Annotated in this window: 17 protein-coding genes; 8 read left to right on the plus strand and 9 right to left on the minus strand. The window is 37.5% G+C overall.

Going from position 1 to position 21,033, the window contains the following annotated elements:
* Positions 1–126 precede the first annotated feature (126 nt).
* The 9 genes from acs to C1634_RS07745 all read right to left on the minus strand — a co-directional run bounded on the left by acs (position 127) and on the right by C1634_RS07745 (position 11,758).
* Positions 127–2,052, minus strand: coding sequence for an acetate--CoA ligase (gene acs, locus C1634_RS07705; RefSeq protein WP_262509914.1), 1,926 nt, complete (start codon positions 2,050–2,052; stop codon positions 127–129).
* Positions 2,053–2,270: 218 nt separating this feature from the next.
* Positions 2,271–4,157: an AMP-binding protein gene (locus C1634_RS07710; RefSeq protein WP_109738171.1), complete on the minus strand. Its 1,887-nt coding sequence runs from the start codon at positions 4,155–4,157 to the stop codon at positions 2,271–2,273.
* Positions 4,158–4,284: 127 nt separating this feature from the next.
* Positions 4,285–4,644: a response regulator transcription factor gene (locus tag C1634_RS07715; protein ID WP_109738172.1), complete on the minus strand. Its 360-nt coding sequence runs from the start codon at positions 4,642–4,644 to the stop codon at positions 4,285–4,287.
* Between the two features lie 9 nt (positions 4,645–4,653).
* Positions 4,654–7,356, minus strand: coding sequence for an ATP-binding protein (locus tag C1634_RS07720; RefSeq protein WP_109738173.1), 2,703 nt, complete (start codon positions 7,354–7,356; stop codon positions 4,654–4,656).
* Positions 7,349–7,543: a hypothetical protein gene (locus C1634_RS07725; RefSeq protein WP_103232332.1), complete on the minus strand. Its 195-nt coding sequence runs from the start codon at positions 7,541–7,543 to the stop codon at positions 7,349–7,351. The genes C1634_RS07720 and C1634_RS07725 overlap by 8 nt, the downstream gene beginning before the upstream one ends.
* Positions 7,544–7,609: 66 nt before the next feature.
* Positions 7,610–7,837 (minus strand): DUF6814 family protein, encoded by a 228-nt coding sequence (locus tag C1634_RS07730; protein WP_034696261.1) that lies wholly within the window; start codon positions 7,835–7,837, stop codon positions 7,610–7,612.
* Between the two features lie 43 nt (positions 7,838–7,880).
* Positions 7,881–9,461: an MFS transporter gene (locus C1634_RS07735; RefSeq protein ID WP_109738174.1), complete on the minus strand. Its 1,581-nt coding sequence runs from the start codon at positions 9,459–9,461 to the stop codon at positions 7,881–7,883.
* A gap of 189 nt (positions 9,462–9,650) precedes the next feature.
* Positions 9,651–11,030 (minus strand): porin, encoded by a 1,380-nt coding sequence (locus C1634_RS07740; RefSeq protein ID WP_103232334.1) that lies wholly within the window; start codon positions 11,028–11,030, stop codon positions 9,651–9,653.
* Between the two features lie 311 nt (positions 11,031–11,341).
* Positions 11,342–11,758 carry an IS1/IS1595 family N-terminal zinc-binding domain-containing protein gene (locus tag C1634_RS07745; protein ID WP_103232335.1) on the minus strand — a complete coding sequence of 139 codons (417 nt, stop codon included), beginning with the start codon at positions 11,756–11,758 and terminating at the stop codon, positions 11,342–11,344.
* Between the two features lie 160 nt (positions 11,759–11,918).
* Here C1634_RS07745 and C1634_RS07750 point away from each other — a divergent pair, with 160 nt between their 5' ends.
* From C1634_RS07750 to argH, 8 genes are all read left to right on the plus strand, one after another.
* Complete coding sequence (locus C1634_RS07750) at positions 11,919–12,605, plus strand: GNAT family N-acetyltransferase (RefSeq protein ID WP_103232336.1); 687 nt, start codon at positions 11,919–11,921, stop codon at positions 12,603–12,605.
* Positions 12,577–13,773 carry an argininosuccinate synthase gene (locus C1634_RS07755; protein WP_103232337.1) on the plus strand — a complete coding sequence of 399 codons (1,197 nt, stop codon included), beginning with the start codon at positions 12,577–12,579 and terminating at the stop codon, positions 13,771–13,773. Before C1634_RS07750 ends, C1634_RS07755 begins: the two co-directional genes overlap by 29 nt.
* A 52-nt stretch (positions 13,774–13,825) precedes the next feature.
* Positions 13,826–14,791 carry an N-acetyl-gamma-glutamyl-phosphate reductase gene (gene argC, locus C1634_RS07760; RefSeq protein WP_103232338.1) on the plus strand — a complete coding sequence of 322 codons (966 nt, stop codon included), beginning with the start codon at positions 13,826–13,828 and terminating at the stop codon, positions 14,789–14,791.
* 97 nt (positions 14,792–14,888) lie between these two features.
* Positions 14,889–16,028 (plus strand): aspartate aminotransferase family protein, encoded by a 1,140-nt coding sequence (locus C1634_RS07765; protein ID WP_103232339.1) that lies wholly within the window; start codon positions 14,889–14,891, stop codon positions 16,026–16,028.
* Between the two features lie 232 nt (positions 16,029–16,260).
* Positions 16,261–17,220, plus strand: a complete 960-nt coding sequence (locus tag C1634_RS07770) for an N-acetylornithine carbamoyltransferase (RefSeq protein ID WP_103232340.1) — start codon at positions 16,261–16,263, stop codon at positions 17,218–17,220.
* 59 nt (positions 17,221–17,279) lie between these two features.
* Positions 17,280–18,074 carry an acetylglutamate kinase gene (gene argB, locus C1634_RS07775; RefSeq protein ID WP_109738307.1) on the plus strand — a complete coding sequence of 265 codons (795 nt, stop codon included), beginning with the start codon at positions 17,280–17,282 and terminating at the stop codon, positions 18,072–18,074.
* Entirely contained in the window at positions 18,049–19,131 is a 1,083-nt protein-coding gene (locus C1634_RS07780) for a M20 family metallo-hydrolase (RefSeq protein WP_103234762.1), read from the plus strand. The genes argB and C1634_RS07780 overlap by 26 nt, the downstream gene beginning before the upstream one ends.
* Before the next feature lie 358 nt (positions 19,132–19,489).
* Complete coding sequence (argH, locus tag C1634_RS07785; RefSeq protein WP_103234761.1) at positions 19,490–20,794, plus strand: argininosuccinate lyase; 1,305 nt, start codon at positions 19,490–19,492, stop codon at positions 20,792–20,794.
* Positions 20,795–21,033 lie beyond the last annotated feature (239 nt).

The following is a 21,033-nucleotide window of genomic DNA, read 5'->3' on the forward strand; positions in this document are numbered from 1 at the left end:
GATTTCAATTTGTCTTATTCTGATGCAAAATGATCTATGGGAAGCGACAGAAATTAAAATAAGAAAACCACAAAAAAGCCCCGAAAATAACTTCCAGGGCTCACTATTGGTTAAAAAAATGATTAATTAAATTCTTTCGTTTTTGATTTCCTCTACAATTTCAGGGTTGAGCAGAGTACTGATGTCTCCAAAATTACTGAAGTCACCTTCTGCAATTTTTCTCAGTATTCTACGCATGATTTTCCCTGAACGCGTTTTCGGAAGCCCCGATACAAACTGTATTTTATCCAGTTTCGCAATAGGTCCTATCTGATCAGCAATCAGCTGGTTGATTTCTTTTTTAAGATTCTCTTTATCACGGCCTTCTCCGGTTTCTTTAAGGGTGACGTATCCATAAAGCGCATTTCCTTTGATATCATGAGGATAACCTACAATAGCGGATTCTGCAACTGCAGGGTGCTGGTTGATACTGTCTTCAATAGGAGCGGTTCCCAGATTGTGCCCCGAAACAATGATTACATCGTCTACACGACCTGTAATTCTGTAATAGCCGACTTCATCTCTCAAAGCCCCATCTCCGGTAAAATATTTTCCAGGGAAAGCGGTGAAATACGTTTCTTTATATCGTTGGTGGTCGCCCCAGATGGTTCTTGCAATTCCCGGCCATGGAAAACGGATACAAAGATTTCCGGTCACCTGGTTTCCTGTAATCTCATTTCGCTTATCATCCATCAAAACGGGCTGTACACCGGGTAAAGGAAGGGTAGCATAAGTAGGTTTTGTTGGAGTTACAAAAGGAAGTGGTGAAATCATAATTCCTCCCGTTTCAGTCTGCCACCAGGTGTCTACGATCGGACATTTTTTCTTTCCAACATGATCGTTGAACCAATGCCATGCTTCATCGTTGATAGGTTCTCCTACAGAACCAATTACTTTCAGAGAGCTAAGGTCATGTTTATCTACCCATTCCGCACTTTCTTTTGCTAAAGAACGAATGGCAGTAGGAGCGGTATAAAACTGAGTGATTTTATGTTTTTCAATCACTTCCCAGAAACGGTCTGGTTCAGGATAAGTAGGAACTCCTTCAAAAATTACGGTAGTTGCTCCATTTAATAAAGGTCCGTAAAGAATGTAAGAGTGTCCCGTAATCCATCCGATGTCTGCAGTACACCAATAAATATCATTTTCCTTATAATTAAATACATTTTTGAATGTATAAGCAGTATACACCATATAGCCGGCACAAGTGTGGAGCATTCCTTTTGGTTTCCCTGTAGATCCGGAAGTATACAGAATGAAAAGCGGATCTTCAGAATCCATAATGACCGTAACGAAATCAGCAGAAGCTTTCTCATACAGATCGGCCATCCAGTGATCTCTTCCTTCTTTCATCTTAATTTCATTGTGGGTTCTCTTAACTACAAGAACGTTTTCAACCGTTGGTGTTTTTTCCAAAGCGTCATCAACAATACTTTTTAGGTCAAGAACCTTATTTCCCCGGTAGCTTCCATCTGATGTGATCACCATCTTTGCTTCACAGTCATTTACCCTTGAAGCGACTGCTGCAGCTGAGAATCCTGCGAAGATCACAGAATGCACTGCCCCCAGCTTTGCACAGGCAAGCATGGTAATAGCCAATTCAGGAATCATGGGAAGGTAAATACAGACTCTGTCTCCCTTTTTAATACCCATATCCTGTAAAACATTAGCCGTTTTATTAACACGGGTATATAATTCTTGGTAAGAAATATGCTGTGCTTCTTCCTTTGGATCGTTAGGTTCCCAGATGATGGCTGTTTTCTCTCCTCTTATGGCAAGGTGTCTGTCGATACAGTTTTTAGTAATATTTAGTTTTGCGTTTTTGAACCAGGTAATTTTAGCTTCATTCATATCATACTTAACAACCTTGCTCCATCGTTGGTACCACACGAAGTTTTGATCCGCTACCTTATCCCAGAATTTTTTAGGATTTTTGATAGACTTTTTATAATCTTCAAAATATTGTGGTAAATCTTCTATTAAGTAATTTCTCATATCCCTTTCGTTTTTTATTGATTTTATTTTGATAAATATTTTTATGTTTTTGATTTTTGAAAGCGCAAGCGGTTAATTTTTAAGTGGTTTAAGATCACAGCTGAAACTATTTAGTTAATGATGCTTCTTATTCATCTTTGATGAACTTATTCCTCCTTACTATCTTTATTTCTCTTCATGGTTCAACGTTTTATAATGGATTAAACAATTGTTTAAATTTATGTTTAATTTCCCGCTTAAGCCCTATATTCCTTGATTTTTTCCTGAATTTCATCAATGATTTTTTCATCATCAATCGTTGAGGGAACCTGGAAATCTTTTCCGTCAAGCAACGTTCGGATCAGTTTTCTTAAAATCTTTCCGGATCGTGTTTTAGGTAAGCGTTTGACAACCATTGCGTTTTTCAGAAAAGCTACCGCTCCGATTTTATTGCGGACCATTTGAATGATATCTTTTTCGATGTCTTCTTCAGAAATAGCCGAACCGTTTTTCAACACAACAGCAGCAAAAGGGACCTGTCCTTTTAAGTCATCATCAATGCCAACTACAGCACATTCTGCGACATCCGGATGCGAAGAAACAATTTCTTCCATCTCAGAAGTGGAAAGTCTGTGTCCCGCTACATTGATCACATCATCCACTCTTCCTGTAATGAAAATATAGCCGTCTTCATCCTGTATAGCGCCGTCTCCTGAAAAATAATACCCTTTGTACTGAGACAGGTAGCTGTTTTCAAAACGTTCGTAATCTTTCCATATTCCAAGCATCGCGCCGGGTGGGAGAGGAAGTTTGATCACCAGATAACCTTCGTGATGTGGATCCAGTTCCAATCCGTTTTCATCAAAGATTTTAATGTCATATCCAGGAATAGTTTTTCCTGCAGAAGCTCTTTTGATTTGGTAGTTTTCATCATGAGTCAGTAATCCAAGCATAGGCCACCCGGATTCTGTCTGCCACCAATGGTCTATAGCCGGAACGCCGATATGCTCTGCAAACCAGTCCAGGGTAGCAACATCGCATCTTTCACCAGCCAGAAACTGTTTTTTGAAATGTGACAAATCATATTTTTTTACCAATTCTCCGTTTGGGTCTTCTTTTTTAATCGCCCTGATAGCAGTAGGAGCCGTAAACATTACTGAAACTTTATATTCTGAAATGATTCTCCAGAAAGTCCCTGCATCAGGAGTCATAATAGGTTTTCCTTCAAAAATAATAGTGGTATTTCTGTTGATTAATGGTCCGTACACAGAAAAACTATGGCCAACTGCCCATCCAAAATCTGAGGCCGCCCAATAGGTTTCTCCCGGTTCCACTCCGTAAACATAGGTCATGGAGAATTGTAATGCAGTGGCATACCCTCCGGTATCACGAACAATGCCTTTAGGTTTTCCGGTAGTTCCCGATGTGTAAAGCAGATAGAGCGGATGGGTAGATTCCACAGAAATACAGTCTACAGGAGCTGATTTTTCAACCAATTCTTCATAATCAATCAATCCATCGAACATTTCATCCTGATTATCTACTAATTTTCTGTTGTAGACAATAATATTATCTACTTTATCCTGTGCCAGTTCAATCGCTTTTTCCACCAGCGGGAGATAAGGAATTCTTTTGGCGATTTCCACTCCTGCGGTAGCTGTGATTAAAACTTTTGGTTTGCAGTCATCAATTCTCACGACAAGTTCATGAGGAGCAAAGCCTCCAAAAACCACATTATGAATAACCCCGATTCTGGCACATGCCAACATGGCAAAAAGAGTCTGCGGAATCATAGGCATATAGATAACTGCCGTATCTCCTTTTTGTAATCCTAAAGAAGCCAGCCCTCCTGCCAATTTTGCAATTTCCTCTTTCGCCTGACTGAAGGTGTAGGTTTTCTTTTGATCGGTTACAGGAGAATCATAAATGATGGCCACCTGATCTCCGAAACCCTCTTCAATGTGCCTGTCGATACATAAATAACACATGTTGAGCTTTCCATCGGAAAACCACTGTGGGTAATCATTCTCACCGTTTGAAAGGATTTGCTGGGGGAAATCAAACCATTTGAGTTTTCCGGCCTGCTCCTTCCAGAAATCTTCTTTATGTTCTATGCTTTGTTTAAATAATGTATCCATATCAATAGTCTTGTGTTTGGTTTTTTGTCTATCCTTGTCAAGGCTAAATTGCGAGCCAAAGACGAAGCAAAAACCGTTTTTACCAGTGGTTACCTGAAATCTTATATCTTGATTCTTGGCTCTTCATTCTCCCTTAAAACATCTCCTCAATCTGCTGCATCAGTTTCTTAATCGAGTAGGGTTTTGTAATGTAAGCATCGGCCCCCATTTCCAATCCTTTTTCAATATCTCTGGGATTGTTTTTGGCACTCAGAAAGAGAACTTTGGTATCTTTTAGTTTTTCATCCTGTTTGATGAGGTCCAAAGTGCTGTACCCATCAAGATTCGGCATCATGATATCGAGAAGGATCACGTCCGGAACCATCGTTTTCAGAAAATCGAGTACTTCTGTTCCGTCTCGGGCAATATAGACGTCATAGCCATTTTTCTTAAAGCTGTATTCCAGCGACATTAATATTTTGTGTTCGTCATCCGCAATGATTATCTTTCTCATAAAAAGGTTTTAATGGTGTTCAACTTCATCTGTAATCTCTTTTTTAGTTTTTTCGGGAATGCTTATGGTGAAAGTAACGCCCAGTCCGCTGTTTTCGGCTTTTATACTTCCGCTGTGCGCCTGTACTATTTTTTTGGAAATGGCCAGTCCCAGTCCGCTTCCTGTAGGCTTCAAAATATTTTGATTTTTAGACTGATAAAATTTGTCAAAAATCATTTCCAAATCTTCCTCAGGAATATGCTTCCCGGTATTGAAAATACTGATGATGAGCTTCCCGTCTTTTTCAAATAATTTCGTCTGGATTGTTCCCTGTTCATCTGTAAACTTTAAGGCATTTCCCCAGATGTTCTGAAACAGCTGAATCATTCTCGCTTCATCATATTCAAATATAAAATGATTCAGGAGATTAACTTCACTTAAATGAATATTTTTCTGCTGTATCAGGTGAATAAGTGGATTTAATGCTTTTTTATAGGTTTCTGTGATATTATTTTCCTGAATGTGTAAAGAGATTTCGCCATGCTGTAATTTGTCCAGATAGAGAATGTCATTAATGATCTCACTTAATCTGTCGGATTCTGTGATGATGTTATTTAAAAACTCTTGTTTGATATCAAAAGGAATATCGTCGTCATCCGCTAAAATTTCCCCTGCAGAACGAATGGCTGTGATTGGAGTTCTCAGTTCATGAGCAACAGAGTCGAGAAAATCGTCTTTTTGATGGTCTTTGATGATAAGATTTTCGTTAGCGGTTCGCAGATCATTGGAAAGTTTCTGTAGCTCTTCAGATTGTTCCGTAAGTTTTTTATTTAAACTGATATTTTCCTGAGATTCTTCAAGAATCTTTAAAACCTCCTTTAAAGATATTTTATCTTCTTTAGTGACTCCTTCAATTAATATTTTTGCTGAAGCTGTACCTATTCTTCCTGCCAAAAGGTTTTCTGAGAATTTGATAAATCTTGAGTCTGCGGTTTCTGTTTTGGAATCGATGTTATATTTTAAATTAAAAATTCTTAATGCCTGCTCTGTTTTATTTTTGCCTAAAAAACGCTCAAGAATATTCTGAATATCTGAAATATAGGCTGTTCCACGCCAGATAAAAGCATTTTCATGATTCTGAATATATTTGTCAATATCCACATATAGTTCCGCAAAGTTTCTTTCGCGGTAATTTCCTTTGGAACTTACAGAGATAATGGTAAACAAGCTTGTATTGACGAGCATCGACCAGAAAAAGATCTGCGGAATTCTGCCCAGATAAGGAATGGTAAAAAAGCCGAAAGCGTTATACATATCCCTTATTACTCCTTTAAACTCCTGATTGTACGAAAAATAATACTGTGGAATAATCAGCCCGAAATAGCAGATTACTAATCCGGCTAAAAGTCCGGTAACAGCGCCTTTGTAACTTCCTCTTCTCCAGAATAAAGCTCCGAAAAATGCAGGGGCAAGTTGTGCAATCACGACAAATGAGATTAATCCTACAGAATCCAGTGAGGTTTTCAGAATGAAATATTTGTAGAAGGCAAAAGCCATGATAATCAGTGCAAAAATGCTGAATTTTCTGATATTGGTGATGCTTCTTGTGTTTTTTTCTTCACTTTCAGACTTTAATTTTCCCAATAGTCCATATGGAATGATGAGGTTGTTAGAAAGCATGATGGATAGAGTAATGGCAGAGATAATAATCATTGAAATGCAGGAACTCAATCCTCCAAGAAAGACAAGTACTGTGATTAGGGTATTGCCAAAATGCTGAGGAATTAGAATAGAGTAGAACTCAGGATTTACTTTTTGTCCGTCAAAAATCAACCTTCCTCCCCAGGCAATCGGGAAAATAAAAATAGTAAAAATTAGAAGGTAAAGCGGGAAAAACCAAATAGCTGTTTTAATATGTTTTTCCTGCCTGTTTTCAACAATTGCGGTATGAAACTGTCTTGGTAGAATGCATATTGCTGTTGCGGAAATCATACACAGAAGCATCCAGTTCATCGCACCTTCAGTCCCGTTGAATGTATTTTTCTCTTTAAAATCTTCAAACTTGCTGGCCTTCTCATAAATATCTGAGAATCCATCGAAGGCATAATAGATCACGAAAAGTCCGAGGATAATAATAAAGAATAGCTTTAAAAAGCTTTCCAGGGCAATCGCTGAGATAATTCCCAAACGTTTTTCTGATGCATCAACATATCGTGTTCCGTAATAGGAGGAAAATAAGGCAATTAAAACCACAACAAAAGTCGCATTATCGGTCAGGATATCTTTGGACATCGGAGTTTCCGTTACCAGATGGAAGGTTTCAGAAATAGCTTTGATCTGCAGCCCAATATAAGGGACTATTGCCAGAAGGCAGACCACTGTGATGATGGCGCTCAGGCTTCTGCTGTTCCCGTATCTCAATGAAATGAAATCGGCAAGGCTGCTTATTTTATTGACTCTTGAAATCCTTACAATCCGGGTGTTGATATAGATCCATGCCGGAATAATCATGATAGGGCCAATATAAATGGGTAAATAGTTTAATCCGCTTGTCGCTGCAACACCAATGCTGCCGTAATACGTCCATGCAGTACAATATACTGCAAGGGATAGTGCGTAAATGTAGGGATTGTTGATCCAGCGTTTGCTCTTTTTTTTCTCCGCCAGGTGGGCAACTAAGAAAAGAAGAGCAAGATAAAGAAGGACGACAAAAAATAATGCAAAACTACTCATTATACCTTTTTACAATTACAAAAGAAATTATAATAGAGATCATCCAGACAACGAACAGGTAGATCAGGATCATAGGATAGCCTAAAACTTCCTTTTCACTGTTGAATATCAGTGAAATTGGAATACTGAAAGCAATCATAAGACCTATGCTCAGTATGATAAGTTTTTGTTCGTGTCTTTTTTTCATAAATGATTTTTGATAAAAGATAATTGATGAATGACTGCATTCATCAATTATCTATCCATATTTCTTTTAAATTTTATCGTCAGAATATTCTCCTTTTAAAGCATAATAACCGAAAATGGCCATTCCGCCTGAGATAATCGGCATCAGTACAAAAAGAATGATGATGCCAAAAACCAGATCTTCCTGTTTTCCGGAAGCTATTTTGGGGATTCCCAATACTGTAATTCCGAAATATCCTACAATCACCGCGATGGCGATCCAGAGAATGCCTAATATTTTTTTTAGTCCGTTCATTTTAGTAGTTTTAAAATTAATAAAAATTTGAGTGATTCAGTACTTAATCGTGAAGATTATTGTTCTTATTTTTAAGATAAAATAATCCAATGATCAAACATACGGTGGCAACTCCAATCGGATACCAGAGTCCTTCCAGATACCATGTCGCATGTCCCGCTTCTTTTCCGGTAGTTACCAGGTAAGTTGCCACTGCCGGAAGAAGCCCTCCGAATACTCCGTTTCCGATGTGATAAGGTAATGACATTGAGGTGTAACGGATTCTCACAGGGAACATTTCAACAAGGAAAGCCGCGATAGGTCCGTATACCATAGTCACAAATAGTACTTGAATAAATACCAAAAAGATCAGATACCATTTGGTGTTGTCACTTAATTTTAAGCTTTGAGATACTTTAGGCTCTTCAGCTTTTCCATCTTTCATAACGACTCCCGCAGGTGACCAATGAACAACACTGTCTTTTTTGATCAAAGTGCCGTCTGTGTAAAGAGTTTCTTTGTGAAAAGTGATTAGGCTGTCTGCAGCGATTTTATTATGGATTTTAGCGGTTCTTTTTTCTGTAATTCCATTGGTAGCGAGGGTTTTGGTTTCAAGATTTACACTCTTGAACATGCTTTCATAAATAGGTCTGTAAGCTAAAATAGCGACGAGCATTCCGGTCATCATCACGGCTTTCCTTCCGATTTTATCAGACAGCCACCCGAAGAATACAAAGAAAGGAGTTCCTAAAAATAAAGCAATCGCCATTAACGAATCTACCTGTGAAGATTCTACATTCATCACTTTTTGAAGGAAACTCATAGCATAGAACTGCCCTGTATACCAGATGACCCCTTGTCCCATTGCAGCTCCGAATAAAGCCAGTAATACAAACTTGAAGTTATATTTATTCCCGAAGCTTTCTTTTAAAGGATTTTTAGAAGTCTTTCCTTCACTTTTAGCCTTAGCAAAAAGCGGAGATTCTTTCATGTTTTTTCTGATCACATAAGAAACGGCAACCATTAAAATCGAGATCCAGAAAGGAACTCTCCATCCCCAGGTGTCAAATTCTTCTGCAGAAAGGGTTGTTTTCGTAATTAAAATAACAATCAGTGAAATGAAAAGTCCAGCTGTTGCAGTGGTTTGGATCCATGAAGTCCAGTAACCTCTTCGATGAGGCTGGGCATATTCTGCTACATATGTGGCCGCGCCGCCATACTCACCTCCAAGGGCTAATCCTTGAAGCAATCTTAAAATTAAAACTAAAACCGGTGCCATGAATCCAATAGTTTCGTAGCTTGGGATACATCCGATCAGGAAAGTAGAAAACCCCATAATCAGCAAGGTAACGAGGAAAGTATATTTTCTTCCGATAATATCTCCCAGTCTTCCGAAAAATAAAGCTCCAAAAGGTCTTACAACAAATCCAGCTGCAAAAGTTGCCAATGTAGATAAAAATGCTGCAGTAGGATTATCTGCAGGGAAAAATTTGGTGGCTAAAACGACGGCCAAACTTCCGAAGATATAGAAGTCATACCATTCTATCAATGTACCGAGTGATGAGGCGGTGATAACGCTCCAAATGGTGCGGTTTTTCTGCCTGTCGGTCATGTTTTCATAGCTTTCGTGATGGTTTTCGCTCATATTGATTAATTTTTGATATTAATGGAATAGGATTTTAATTTGAATTTTTTTGAACCATTAAGAGGTTTTAAGTTGATAAGAATAATTAAGATTATAGCTAAAGCTATTTTCTTCAGCGGTATTCTTCCTGTCTACCTTTAATGAAACTTAACTCATCTTAATTTCTTTACTATTCTTAATGGTTAAATTTTACAAGTAGATCTGAAACTGTACAATAAATTCCCCTTTGGAAGAAGGACTTTCTGTAGGACTTGTGTAAACAGGTCTTGTAGAATATTGTGTTGTTATTTTCGCATGATGTCCATCTATGAACCAATTGGCACCGACATCAAACTGCGATGAAGGTTTATCGAAAGCCTCAAAGCTTTTGTGAGTATAGGCCGCGAAAGGCTGTATTCTGATTTTCGGTTTTTCTGCCTGGCTGGGTAAAAGTAAACCTGCCTGTGCGTAGATAATATTACCTGTTCCGATAGTCGGTTGTAGATTTCCTGGTCCTGCGATGGCTTTATTTCCGATAAAATTAGGATCAGAAGCTGCAATATTCATGGTTCCCAGGTTTCTTATGTAGTTGGGGCCGAAATTGTAGTTATAATATCCTGCATAAGCAGAAATTGCCATTTTGTTTTTTGCTTCTCCCAAAGGAATATCCGCGAAAGCATCTACAGCAAAAAGAGTAATATCATGCTTTTCAATCGTTGAATTCACGGAAGTTCTTGTTCCGTCTGCCTGATGATAGAAACCGGCTCCTACATTGAAGACTTTTTTTGTTCCGAGATAAGATCCTACTTTATAGGGAAGTGTATTGGATTCTTCATCAAGAAACTGGTATTCAACATATCCTGCTTTTGAAAAACTTGGATTTCCATTGTTGTCTACTGCTACAGCTTTCGAAGGATCCGTTACATTCGAGGGAGTAAGATCGGTTGCAAAAGGTTTGTTTAAGCTGAAACGGTATTCCAGTTTTCCGTATTTACCTTTCGCAAACATTCCGAGTTGTCTTGCAAACTGGTCAGAGTTGTCAATCAGCGGCCAGGAAAAGACAGGAGAGTCTAATGTCAGGAAATTAAGCGTAGAAGCCATGGTCATACGGGAAAGCCCCATATAGTAATGAAGCCCTGCCCCTAAAGATAAACTGAATTTTCCCGCTTCTCCAGGTAAAATAACTGCGTATTCGTTCCATGCATCATGAAAAAAAAGCTGTGTTTTCTTTCCATTTCCATAACCTCCTGTGCCGGAAGTGCCTGTTGCACCTCCATTGATAAAAGTTTGGTTGTTAATCCCAAAATGAAGGAGAATCATATATCTTTTAGAGATCTGTGCGTAGGCTAAGGCTCGTAATCTCCTGTTTCCTACGCTCCAAGAATTGTCAGTAGGTTCGCTGCCTACCATACTTCCGGGGTTCATGGAGGTATTTCTTAGCCAAAACTGGTCCCATAAGATAAATCTGACGAATTTATCACCATTCGGATTGAGGTTTATTTTTAAGCCATTGCCGTAATCAGGAGAACCTTGGGAATATGCAGAACTGCTGATTAAGGCTACTCCAATAAATGTAAGTAATTTCTTCATAAATTATCAATTTTTGGCGTTGTTTTTTGTGAATGCCAAATTGTAATTAATAATTTGTTTATGAAAATTTAATATATATTAGTGGTAATAGTATAGTTACTGTTTGCGAGGCCTTGAGTTTCGAGGTGCGGGATCCGGGTTTTGGAGATTCTGGATCCGAGGTTCGAGGTTCGAGATTTTAAAATTATTTTGTTTTTAAGTAGTTGGTATATATTGTTTTGTGAAAATATTTTTATCTTGGTTTTTAGTCCTTAATTCGAAACCCGCAATCCTTACCGCCGCATCATCTAACCCGCATCCCGAAACCCGCACTATTTCTTAAACCTTTCCCACTTGATCAACATATACTTATCAGCAAACTGAGTAATGATAATCCCTGAGTTTTTAATGTTTTCTTCCTTTGCAATATAGTCAATCAATTCATTTTGTTTTAAAATCTTATAAACAGGATGGAACTCAGAGTGAGGAGGTCTTGTGATATTGTACTTTTTGATCCATGAACTTATAGTGACATGTGAAACACCGATAATTCTTTCAATTTCACGGTAGCTTAAGCCTTCCAGATAAAGCTGAAGAGCCTTGGTTACATAATAATCATCGATCTGTTTTCCAAGTTTTTTAACGGTAAAATAGTACTTGCAGTCTTTGCAGTGGAAGCGTTGTTTTTCATTGATGATCCCGCTTTTTACCACTTTGGTACTGTTGCATTTAGGACAGGTGTTTTCCATAACTATATTATTTTAGCAAATATATAATAAATTAGCAAATGTATATTTTTGATTAAAGATAATTTTACCTGTAAAAAATTTTAAAACAAAAAAAATATCTTTTTTATTTGGATTTAAAAGAAAATATATTTTAAATTTGCCAAAAAAATTAGATAAATAAATGGAAATAGAAATTTCCTCATGCGAACATCTAATGTATGTGAGTGAAATACAGCAGGAAATGTACGATTCTGCACAGCGTAGAGGAACGGGGATCGCAAAACGTTCCATAGAATATTTGAGTAAGAAGATTTCAGAAGGCAATGCTGTGGTAGCCACTGAAAATGGTGAGTGGGTAGGTTTTTGTTATGTAGAGACCTGGTCACATGGGAAGTTTGTAGCCAATTCGGGACTGATTGTGTCTCCGAAATTCAGGAACGGAGGAATAGCGACTCAGATCAAGCAGAAAGTTTTCCAATTATCTAGAGATAAATATCCGGAAGCGAAAGTATTCGGATTGACAACAGGTTTAGCAGTAATGAAAATCAATAGTGATTTAGGCTATAAACCAGTAATCTATTCTGAGCTGACTCAGGATGAAGAATTCTGGAATGGTTGCAAGAACTGTGTGAACTATGAGATTTTAATGATGAAGGAACGTAAAAACTGTCTGTGTACAGCGATGTTATTTGTTCCTGAAAACGATAAAAAAAAAGAGACGATAAGTAATCGTCCTGAAAATAAATATGATGAAATGAGCCAAGCCGATTTTGGGCAGTCTGCACCAAATTCCATTGGGGAGTTCCATTTGACTAGTAATAAAAATAAAAAAAGTCCAGATGAAAAAGAAAATCATCTTAGCGTTTAGCGGAGGTTTAGATACTTCCTATTGTGCAAAATATCTTAGTGAAACACTAGGGTATGATGTGTATGCTGTTACTGTAAATACCGGAGGTTTTTCTAAAGAAGAAGAAAAAGAATTGGAAAAAAGAGCCTTCAATCTTGGAGTAAAGGAATACAGGTGCGTAGACGCTCAGGAAGATTATTATAATTCATGTGTGAAATATTTGATTTTCGGGAATGTATTGAAAAATAATACGTATCCTCTGTCTGTAAGTGCTGAGCGTACTATTCAGGCGCAGGAAATTGCAAAATATGCCATTGAAGTACAGGCAGATGCCATTGCACACGGAAGTACAGGAGCTGGAAACGATCAGGTTCGTTTTGATTTGATCTTCCAGGTAATGTGTCCGAATATAGAGATCATTACTCCAATCCGTGATATGGCTTTGTCCCGTGAAGAAGAAATTGAGTTTTTGAAAGATCACGGGTATGAAATGGAATTCCAGAAAGCACAATATTCAGTCAATAAAGGACTTTGGGGAACTTCAGTAGGAGGGAAAGAAACCTTGACTTCAAGAAATTACCTTCCGGAAGAAGCTTTTCCATCTCAAATCAAAGAAACTCAGCCCTCAGAACTGGAGATCGAGTTTAAAAATGGAGAAGTTGTAGGAGTGAACGGAGAAAGCTTTGAACATTCAGTATATGCCATTCAAAAAATAGAAACTTTGGCTTCAGCATATGGAATAGGCCGTGATATTCACGTAGGAGATACCATTGTTGGGATTAAAGGGCGAGTAGGATTTGAAGCGGCAGCTGCCTCGGTGATTCTTAAAGCGCATCATTTATTAGAAAAGCATACCCTTTCAAAATATCAGCAAATGATGAAGTCTCAGTTATCCGATTGGTATGGAAACTGGCTTCATGAAGCACTTTTCTTAGATCCTGTCATGAGAAATATAGAATCTTTCCTGACAGATTCTCAGAAAACTGTAAGCGGGAAAGTGTTTGTAACGCTTCATCCATACAGATTTATTCTTAACGGAATAGAATCCGATCATGACCTGATGTCTGATAAATTCGGAAGTTATGGAGAAGCCAACAGAGCATGGACCGGTGATGATGTGAAAGGATATACAAAAATTGTAAGCAATTCTTTAAATATATACCACCAGATTAATCAGAATATCAACTAGTTCCGAAGGGACGATTTAATGTAAGGCAGGATGTATTTCTGTCAGAATCAAAATGAAGAAAACAGTAGGAATAATTGGTGCCAACGGTTATACAGGAAGTGAGCTGATACGCTTACTGGCTTTTCATCCCCATGTGACATTGAGTTTTTTATATAGTCGTTCGAATTCGGGGACAAAAATTTCGGATCTGTACCCGGATTTAACGACGGTTTGTGAGATGGTTTTGACTGATAAGCCTGAAGAGGTGGACATTCTTTTTCTATGTCTTCCGCATAAGGAAAGTCAGAATTGGTTAACTAAAAATTCAGTTAAGGATGAAACACTGGTTATTGATCTTGGAAATGATTTCCGTTTAGAAGGGAATTTCGGAAACAGAGATTTTATCTACGGATTACCGGAAATCAATAAAAAACAACTGGCAGGGGCAAAAAGTATTGCCAATCCAGGATGTTTTGCAACGGCGATTCAATTGGCTTTGCTGCCATTAGCAGAAAAAGGAATGTTAAATGAAGTCTTTACTACAGGGATTACGGGCTCTACAGGAGCCGGACAGTCTTTGCAGGCAACGACTCATTTTACCTGGAGAAATGATAATGTTTCAGCGTATAAAACTTTAACTCATCAGCATGTAGATGAGATTTTACAACAGCTGATTTCATATAATAATAAAGAAGTAACCCTGAATTTTGTTCCATGGAGAGGAGATTTTGCAAGAGGAATTTTTACAAGTTCCACAATGAAGACGGATCTGGAGCTGAAGGAAATAGAACAATTGTATCAGGATTTTTATGCAGAGGAGCCTTTCGTTACGGTAAGTAGCAGGGCAGTTGATTTAAAGCAGGTTGTCAATACCAATCGCTGTGTGATTCAGATCGAAAAGAGTGGAAATGTTGTCGTTATTCACTCAGCGATTGACAATTTGTTAAAAGGTGCTTCAGGACAGGCAGTACAGAATATGAATCTGGCTATGAACTGGGAAGAAAATGCAGGACTGAATTTGAAGCCAATAGCCTTCTAAAAGTACAATGTAGAATGTACAAAGTAAAATGTATGGGAGCTGATAACCTCGAATCCCGTATCATTAAACATTTATCAATTATCATTTATAAAAAGACATGAATTTATTCAACGTATATCCATTATTCAACATAAATCCGGTAAAAGCTCAAGGATCTTTCCTTTGGGATGATAAAGGAGAACAGTATCTTGATTTTTACGGAGGTCATGCTGTCATTTCCATTGGACATAACCATCCACACTATCAGAACAAACTGAAAGATCAATTGGAAAAAATTTCTTTTTATTCCAATTCGGTACAGAATGAACTGCAGACTGAGCTGGCTGAAAAACTAGGGAAACTTTCAGGATATGAAGATTATAACCTTTTCTTATGCAACTCAGGAGCAGAAGCAAATGAAAATGCATTGAAACTGGCTTCATTTCATAACGGAAAAAACAAAGTGCTGTATTTCTCAGGTTCATTCCATGGAAGAACTTCCGCAGCGGTTTCTGTGACAGACAATCCAAAAATTGTGGCTCCGGTTAACTTTTCTGAAAGATTCATCAAATCAGAATGGAATGATGTACAGCAGCTTGAAGAAACTTTTGAGAAGTATGGAAATGAAATTTCGTCTGTGATTATCGAAGGAATTCAGGGAGTAGGAGGAATTATGATTCCAACGCCGGAATTTTTATCTAAAATTAAAGAATTGTGCGAGAAATATAATGCTGTTCTTATTTTGGATGAAGTGCAGTCAGGATATGGAAGAAGCGGATACTTCTTTGCGCACCAGGAATTTGGTGTAGAAGCAGATATCATTACTACAGCTAAAGGAATGGGGAATGGTTTCCCCGTTGGCGGAGTTTTGATCCATCCTAAATTCCAGGCAAGCAACGGTTTGCTGGGAACTACATTCGGGGGGAATCATCTGGCTTGTGCGGCTTCAATTGCTGTACTGGATGTAATGAAAGATGAAAATCTTATCGAAAACGCTCAGCAGATAGGCGCGTATATTGAAAATGAAATTAAAGATTTACCACATATTAAATCCATCCGAAGGAAAGGGTTGATGATCGGAATAGAACTCGATAGAGACTGTTCAGAAATAAGGAAAAGCTTATTGTTCGATCATCATATTTTCACAGGAAACTCTAACGATAAAACAGTGTTGAGGATTCTTCCGGCACTGAATATCAAAAAAGAGGAAACAGATCTTTTCATCAATGCTCTGAAAACAGTATTGGAGAAAATTTAAACCGCAAAAGTCACAAAAGAGTTTAAACACTTAAGTGATTGTAAGAAAATACTAAGCGCTTAAGAAGTACACTTAAGTTTTTGAAAATCTTTGATTTTCATCTTATGTGATCTTACATATTTTCAAAATAATAAACTTTTAAAACTTAAGTGTTCTAAAGTGTTTAAATAAAAACTTTTGTGGTTAGATCAACAATTAATAGGGAAAAGAAAATCTTTAAAATCAATTCAAAATGAAAAAATTCACCTCTGTAAGTGATGTAGAAAACTTACAGGAAATCATAAAAAAAGCTTTACAAATAAAAGCAGACCCCCTTACCGAAACAGAAAAAGGAAAAGGTAAAACAATAGGACTTGTATTTTTAAACTCAAGCCTTAGAACCCGTTTGAGCAGTCAGATTGCAGCTCAAAATCTGGGATTAAATGTATTGACATTAAATGCTGCTCAGGAAGCCTGGAATCTTGAATTTGCTGACGGAGCTGTCATGAATGGAGATACGGTAGAACACATTAAAGATGCTATCGAGGTTCTGAATCAATACTGTGATATCATTGCGGTGCGTTGTTTTGCCGGAATGAAGAGTAAGGAAGATGATGTGAATGAAAGCATCTTAAGTCAGTTTGAAAAACATGCAAAAGTTCCTGTTATTTCATTGGAATCTGCAACCCGTCACCCGCTGCAAAGTTTAGCAGACTGTATTACCATTACAGAAAACTGGAAAAAAGAGCATAAACCTAAAGTGGTGTTAACTTGGGCACCACACATTAAGCCTATTGCACATGCTGTGGGAAACTCTTTCGCAGAATGGATGCAGGAAATGGATGTAGAGCTTATAATTGCCAATCCCGAAGGGTATGATTTGGATAAAAAATTTACAAAAAATATAAAAGTAATTCATGATCAGGACGAAGCGTTGAAGGATGCAGACTTCATTTATGTGAAAAACTGGTCCTCCTTTGATGACTATGCAGCAATGCCTGAAGTGAATGGAGATTGGATGCTGACGAATGAAAAATTAGCCAATACCAATAATGCAAAAGTAATGCACTGTCTTCCGGTTCGCCGTAATGTAGAATTGAGTGATGAGGTGATGGATGGCGAGAATTCTATCATTTATCAGCAGGCAAAAAACCGTATTTTCTCTGCACAGGCTGTGTTCAGTGAAATTTTAGATGAATTAAAAGCCAAATAATTTTTTTGCTTTTAATCCTTGACAAGGATAAAAGAGGTAAGGATCTCAAAAAGTTTACAATGAAAAAAAAATTATACATCATAAAAATTGGGGGAGCTCTAATTGATGATGAGGAATTATTAAACCAATTCTTAGAACAGTTTTCTGAAATCCAGGAAAAGAAGATCCTTGTTCATGGCGGTGGAAAGTTGGCGACGACGCTGGCTGATAAACTGGGTATCGAGCAGAAAATGATCAACGGAAGGAGGATTACAGATAAAGAGACATTGGACATTGTAACAATGGTATATGCAGGAGGAATCAATAAGAATATTGTTGAAAAATTACAACAGAAAAAATGCAATGCCATAGGCTTTTCCGGTGCAGACGGAAATCTGATCAAGGCCAAAAAAAGAGAAGATCCTGAGATAGACTTCGGGTTTGTGGGAGATATCAATAAGAAAAGTGTGAATAAAAAGTTGGTTTCAAAATTAATGAAACTGGATCTTGTTCCTGTATTTTCTGCGATTACCCACGATAAGAAAGGAAACCTTTTTAATACCAATGCAGATACTATTGCTTCTGTAATGGCGCAGGCCCTTTCGGAGAAATATGAAGTTGAACTCTTGTATTGCTTTGATAAAGCAGGAGTTTTGGAGGATGTAAACGACCCCGAATCATTGATCAGAAGCGTAACGGAAGGAGAGTTTGCGGTATTAAAAGAAGAAGGAAAACTTCACAAGGGTATTTTACCCAAACTTGAAAATGCTCTGGGAGCGATAAAAAATAATGTAAATAAGGTGTTTCTGATCAAAGAAACAGAACTTAAAAACCATATAGAAAATCATCATGCAGGAACTGAAATCTGTTTATAATAAAGAAGAGTTGTTGAATAATGCAGTCGGATTGCTTAAAAATTTGATTGAGATTCCTTCATTCAGTAAAGATGAATTCAATACGTCGGTGGAAATTGAGAATTTTTTCAAGAAACATCAGATTCCTACCAAACGTTTTAAAAACAATATCTGGGCAGTGAATAAACACTTTGATGTGTTTAAACCTTCCATTTTGCTGAATACCCATCATGATACCGTAAAACCTAATAAGGCTTATACATTGGATCCGTTTGTTCCTATTGAAAAAGACGGGAAGCTGTTTGGATTGGGAAGCAATGATGCCGGAGCTTCTTTGGTTTCTATGGCACAGGTTTTTTTACACTTTTATGATAAAGAAGATTTAAAATATAATTTAGTTATTGCTTTGACGGCAGAGGAGGAGATTTCAGGATTTGATGGAATTGAAGCTTTATTTTCACAGCTGCCTAATGTAGAACTCGCCATTGTAGGAGAACCCACGCAGATGAATCTGGCGATTGCAGAAAAAGGCCTTCTTGTGATTGATGGAGAAATGAAAGGAACTCCTTCTCATGCCGCTCATCCTAATCATGATAACTCGATTGTAAAATGTATGCTGGATCTGCAGAATATTTTAGCCTTTAAATTTCCAAAGGTTTCAGAATATCTGGGAGAAGTGAAAGTTACCTTATCCGGAATTCATGCAGGAGTACAGCATAACGTCGTTCCGGAGTCGTGCAATTTTACACTGGATGTGAGGGTTACAGACGAATATTCCAATCAGGAAACATTTGAAATCATTCAGTCTCAGATGAAATCTACGTTGACTGCCAGATCTTTCAGACTGAATTCTTCAAAGATCGAAATGGACCATCCGTTTGTAAAAGCAGGGATTGAAATCGGAAGGACAACCTACGGTTCACCAACCTCTTCAGATCAGGCGATTATTCCATGTACATCCGTAAAAATGGGCCCTGGAGACAGTAGGCGCTCTCATACGGCAGATGAATTTATCTATATCCAGGAAATAGAAGAGGGAATAGAAATCTACATCAGAATTTTAGAAAAAGTGTTATAAAAGAGAGAAGTTAGAAGCTAGAGACCAGAAGTTAGTAAGAAAAAGGCCATACAAAGGTTATAACTAAGTTCTAACATCTAATTTCTAATCTCTAAATATATGTTTTGACGCTGCCCGGCAGGCATTGAAGTTTAGTTTTTAATAAGATTTATGCAAAAAGAAAATTAGAAATGAAAGCTTTACATAAGGAAATGTTTTTTTATAGTTAATAGTAATAAGGATTGCCTTGCTGGGCGTGTCAAAACCAACAAATATTTTAAATCAAATATGATGAAATCACTACCCACGAATTTTTCTGGTAATACAACAGATAGAAGTGGTGATTGCATATGATTTTAAAAAAAATAGACAATTACATATGAAAAAGATATGGCAGAAGGATGACCTGGCCACCAATATATTAGTCACTCAATTTACAGTCGGGAAAGATCTTGACTTTGACGAGCGTTTAGCGAAATATGATGTCAAAGGTTCTATGGCACATTGTAAAATGTTGGCAGAAACCGGCATTATCACTCAGGAAGAATCAGAGCAGATGCTATCTGTTTTGGAGACTATTTTAAATGAAATTGAGAATGGGAGTTTTGAAATTGATAAAGATGCTGAGGATATCCATTCTCAGGTAGAAGCGATCTTAATTGAAAAATTAGGAGATACGGGAAAGAAAATCCACACAGCAAGATCAAGAAATGATCAGGTTTTACTGGATATTAAATTATATTTATTGGATGAGATCCGTGAGATCACAGCTCTTACCGATGAGTTTTTCCAGATTTTAATTCAGTTGGCAGATCAGCACAAGAATGTTTTGCTGCCTGGATATACTCACTTGCAGATTGCAATGCCTTCATCATTCGGTTTATGGTTTGGAGCCTACGCGGAGGCGCTTTTGGATGATGTGGAAATGCTGTTTTCAGTAAAGAATATCATTAATAAAAATCCACTGGGATCAGCGGCAGGTTATGGTTCGTCGTTTCCGATCAATCGTGAAAGTACAACCTATAACTTAGGTTTCCAGTCGATGAATTATAATTCAGTGTATGCTCAGATGACCCGTGGGAAGTCAGAAAAAATGCTGGCAATGTCTATGGCGACTTTGGCGGGAACGCTTGGGAAATTCGCTTATGATGTTTGTTTGTATTTGAGCCAAAACTTTGATTTTATTAGCTTTCCAAAGGAATTTACAACAGGAAGCAGCATTATGCCTCATAAGAAAAATCCGGATATCTTTGAGCTGGTTCGTGCACGATGCAACAGAATCCAGTCCCTTCCGAATGAACTGATCCTTTTGACAAATAACCTTCCTTCAGGATATCACAGAGATGTACAGCTTACCAAAGAAATTCTTTTCCCAGCCATAGATTCTTTAAAGGAATGCTTAGAGATCCTAAGCTATACTTTGCCTAATATTCAGGTAAAAGACGGGATTCTGGAAGATGAAAAGTATAAATACCTTTTCAGTGTAGAAAAGATCAACGAAGAAGTGAAAAATGGAAGCTCATTCCGTGATGCTTATGTGAAGGTAGGCCAGGAGATCGAAAACAATGAATTTGAATTTAAGCAAGGAAATCTTGAACATACCCACCAGGGAAGTATCGGGAACCTTTGCCTGGATAAAATAGAATACCAGTTTAATAAACTGAAAAATAAATTATTGGGTTAAAATATAAGCCATTAAGGTCATCAAAAACTTGGGCAGAATCAGTGGAATTTCTAAAATTTATTTTAGCCTGCTGTCTTTTCGTTTGTAAACCTTAATCTTAATAAATCTTAGCTGCTTAAGTGATCTTAATGGTTTGATTTTACTCCGCTCTTTGAATTTGATGATTGATTATATTGAACCATTAAGGTAGATGAAGGCTTTAAGGTAAGCTAAGGAAATCTGCGATTTTTTAGCTGCAT

Origin of the sequence: Chryseobacterium viscerum (assembly GCF_002899945.2) — a bacterium.
Classification (GTDB): Bacteria; Bacteroidota; Bacteroidia; order Flavobacteriales; family Weeksellaceae; genus Chryseobacterium; species Chryseobacterium viscerum.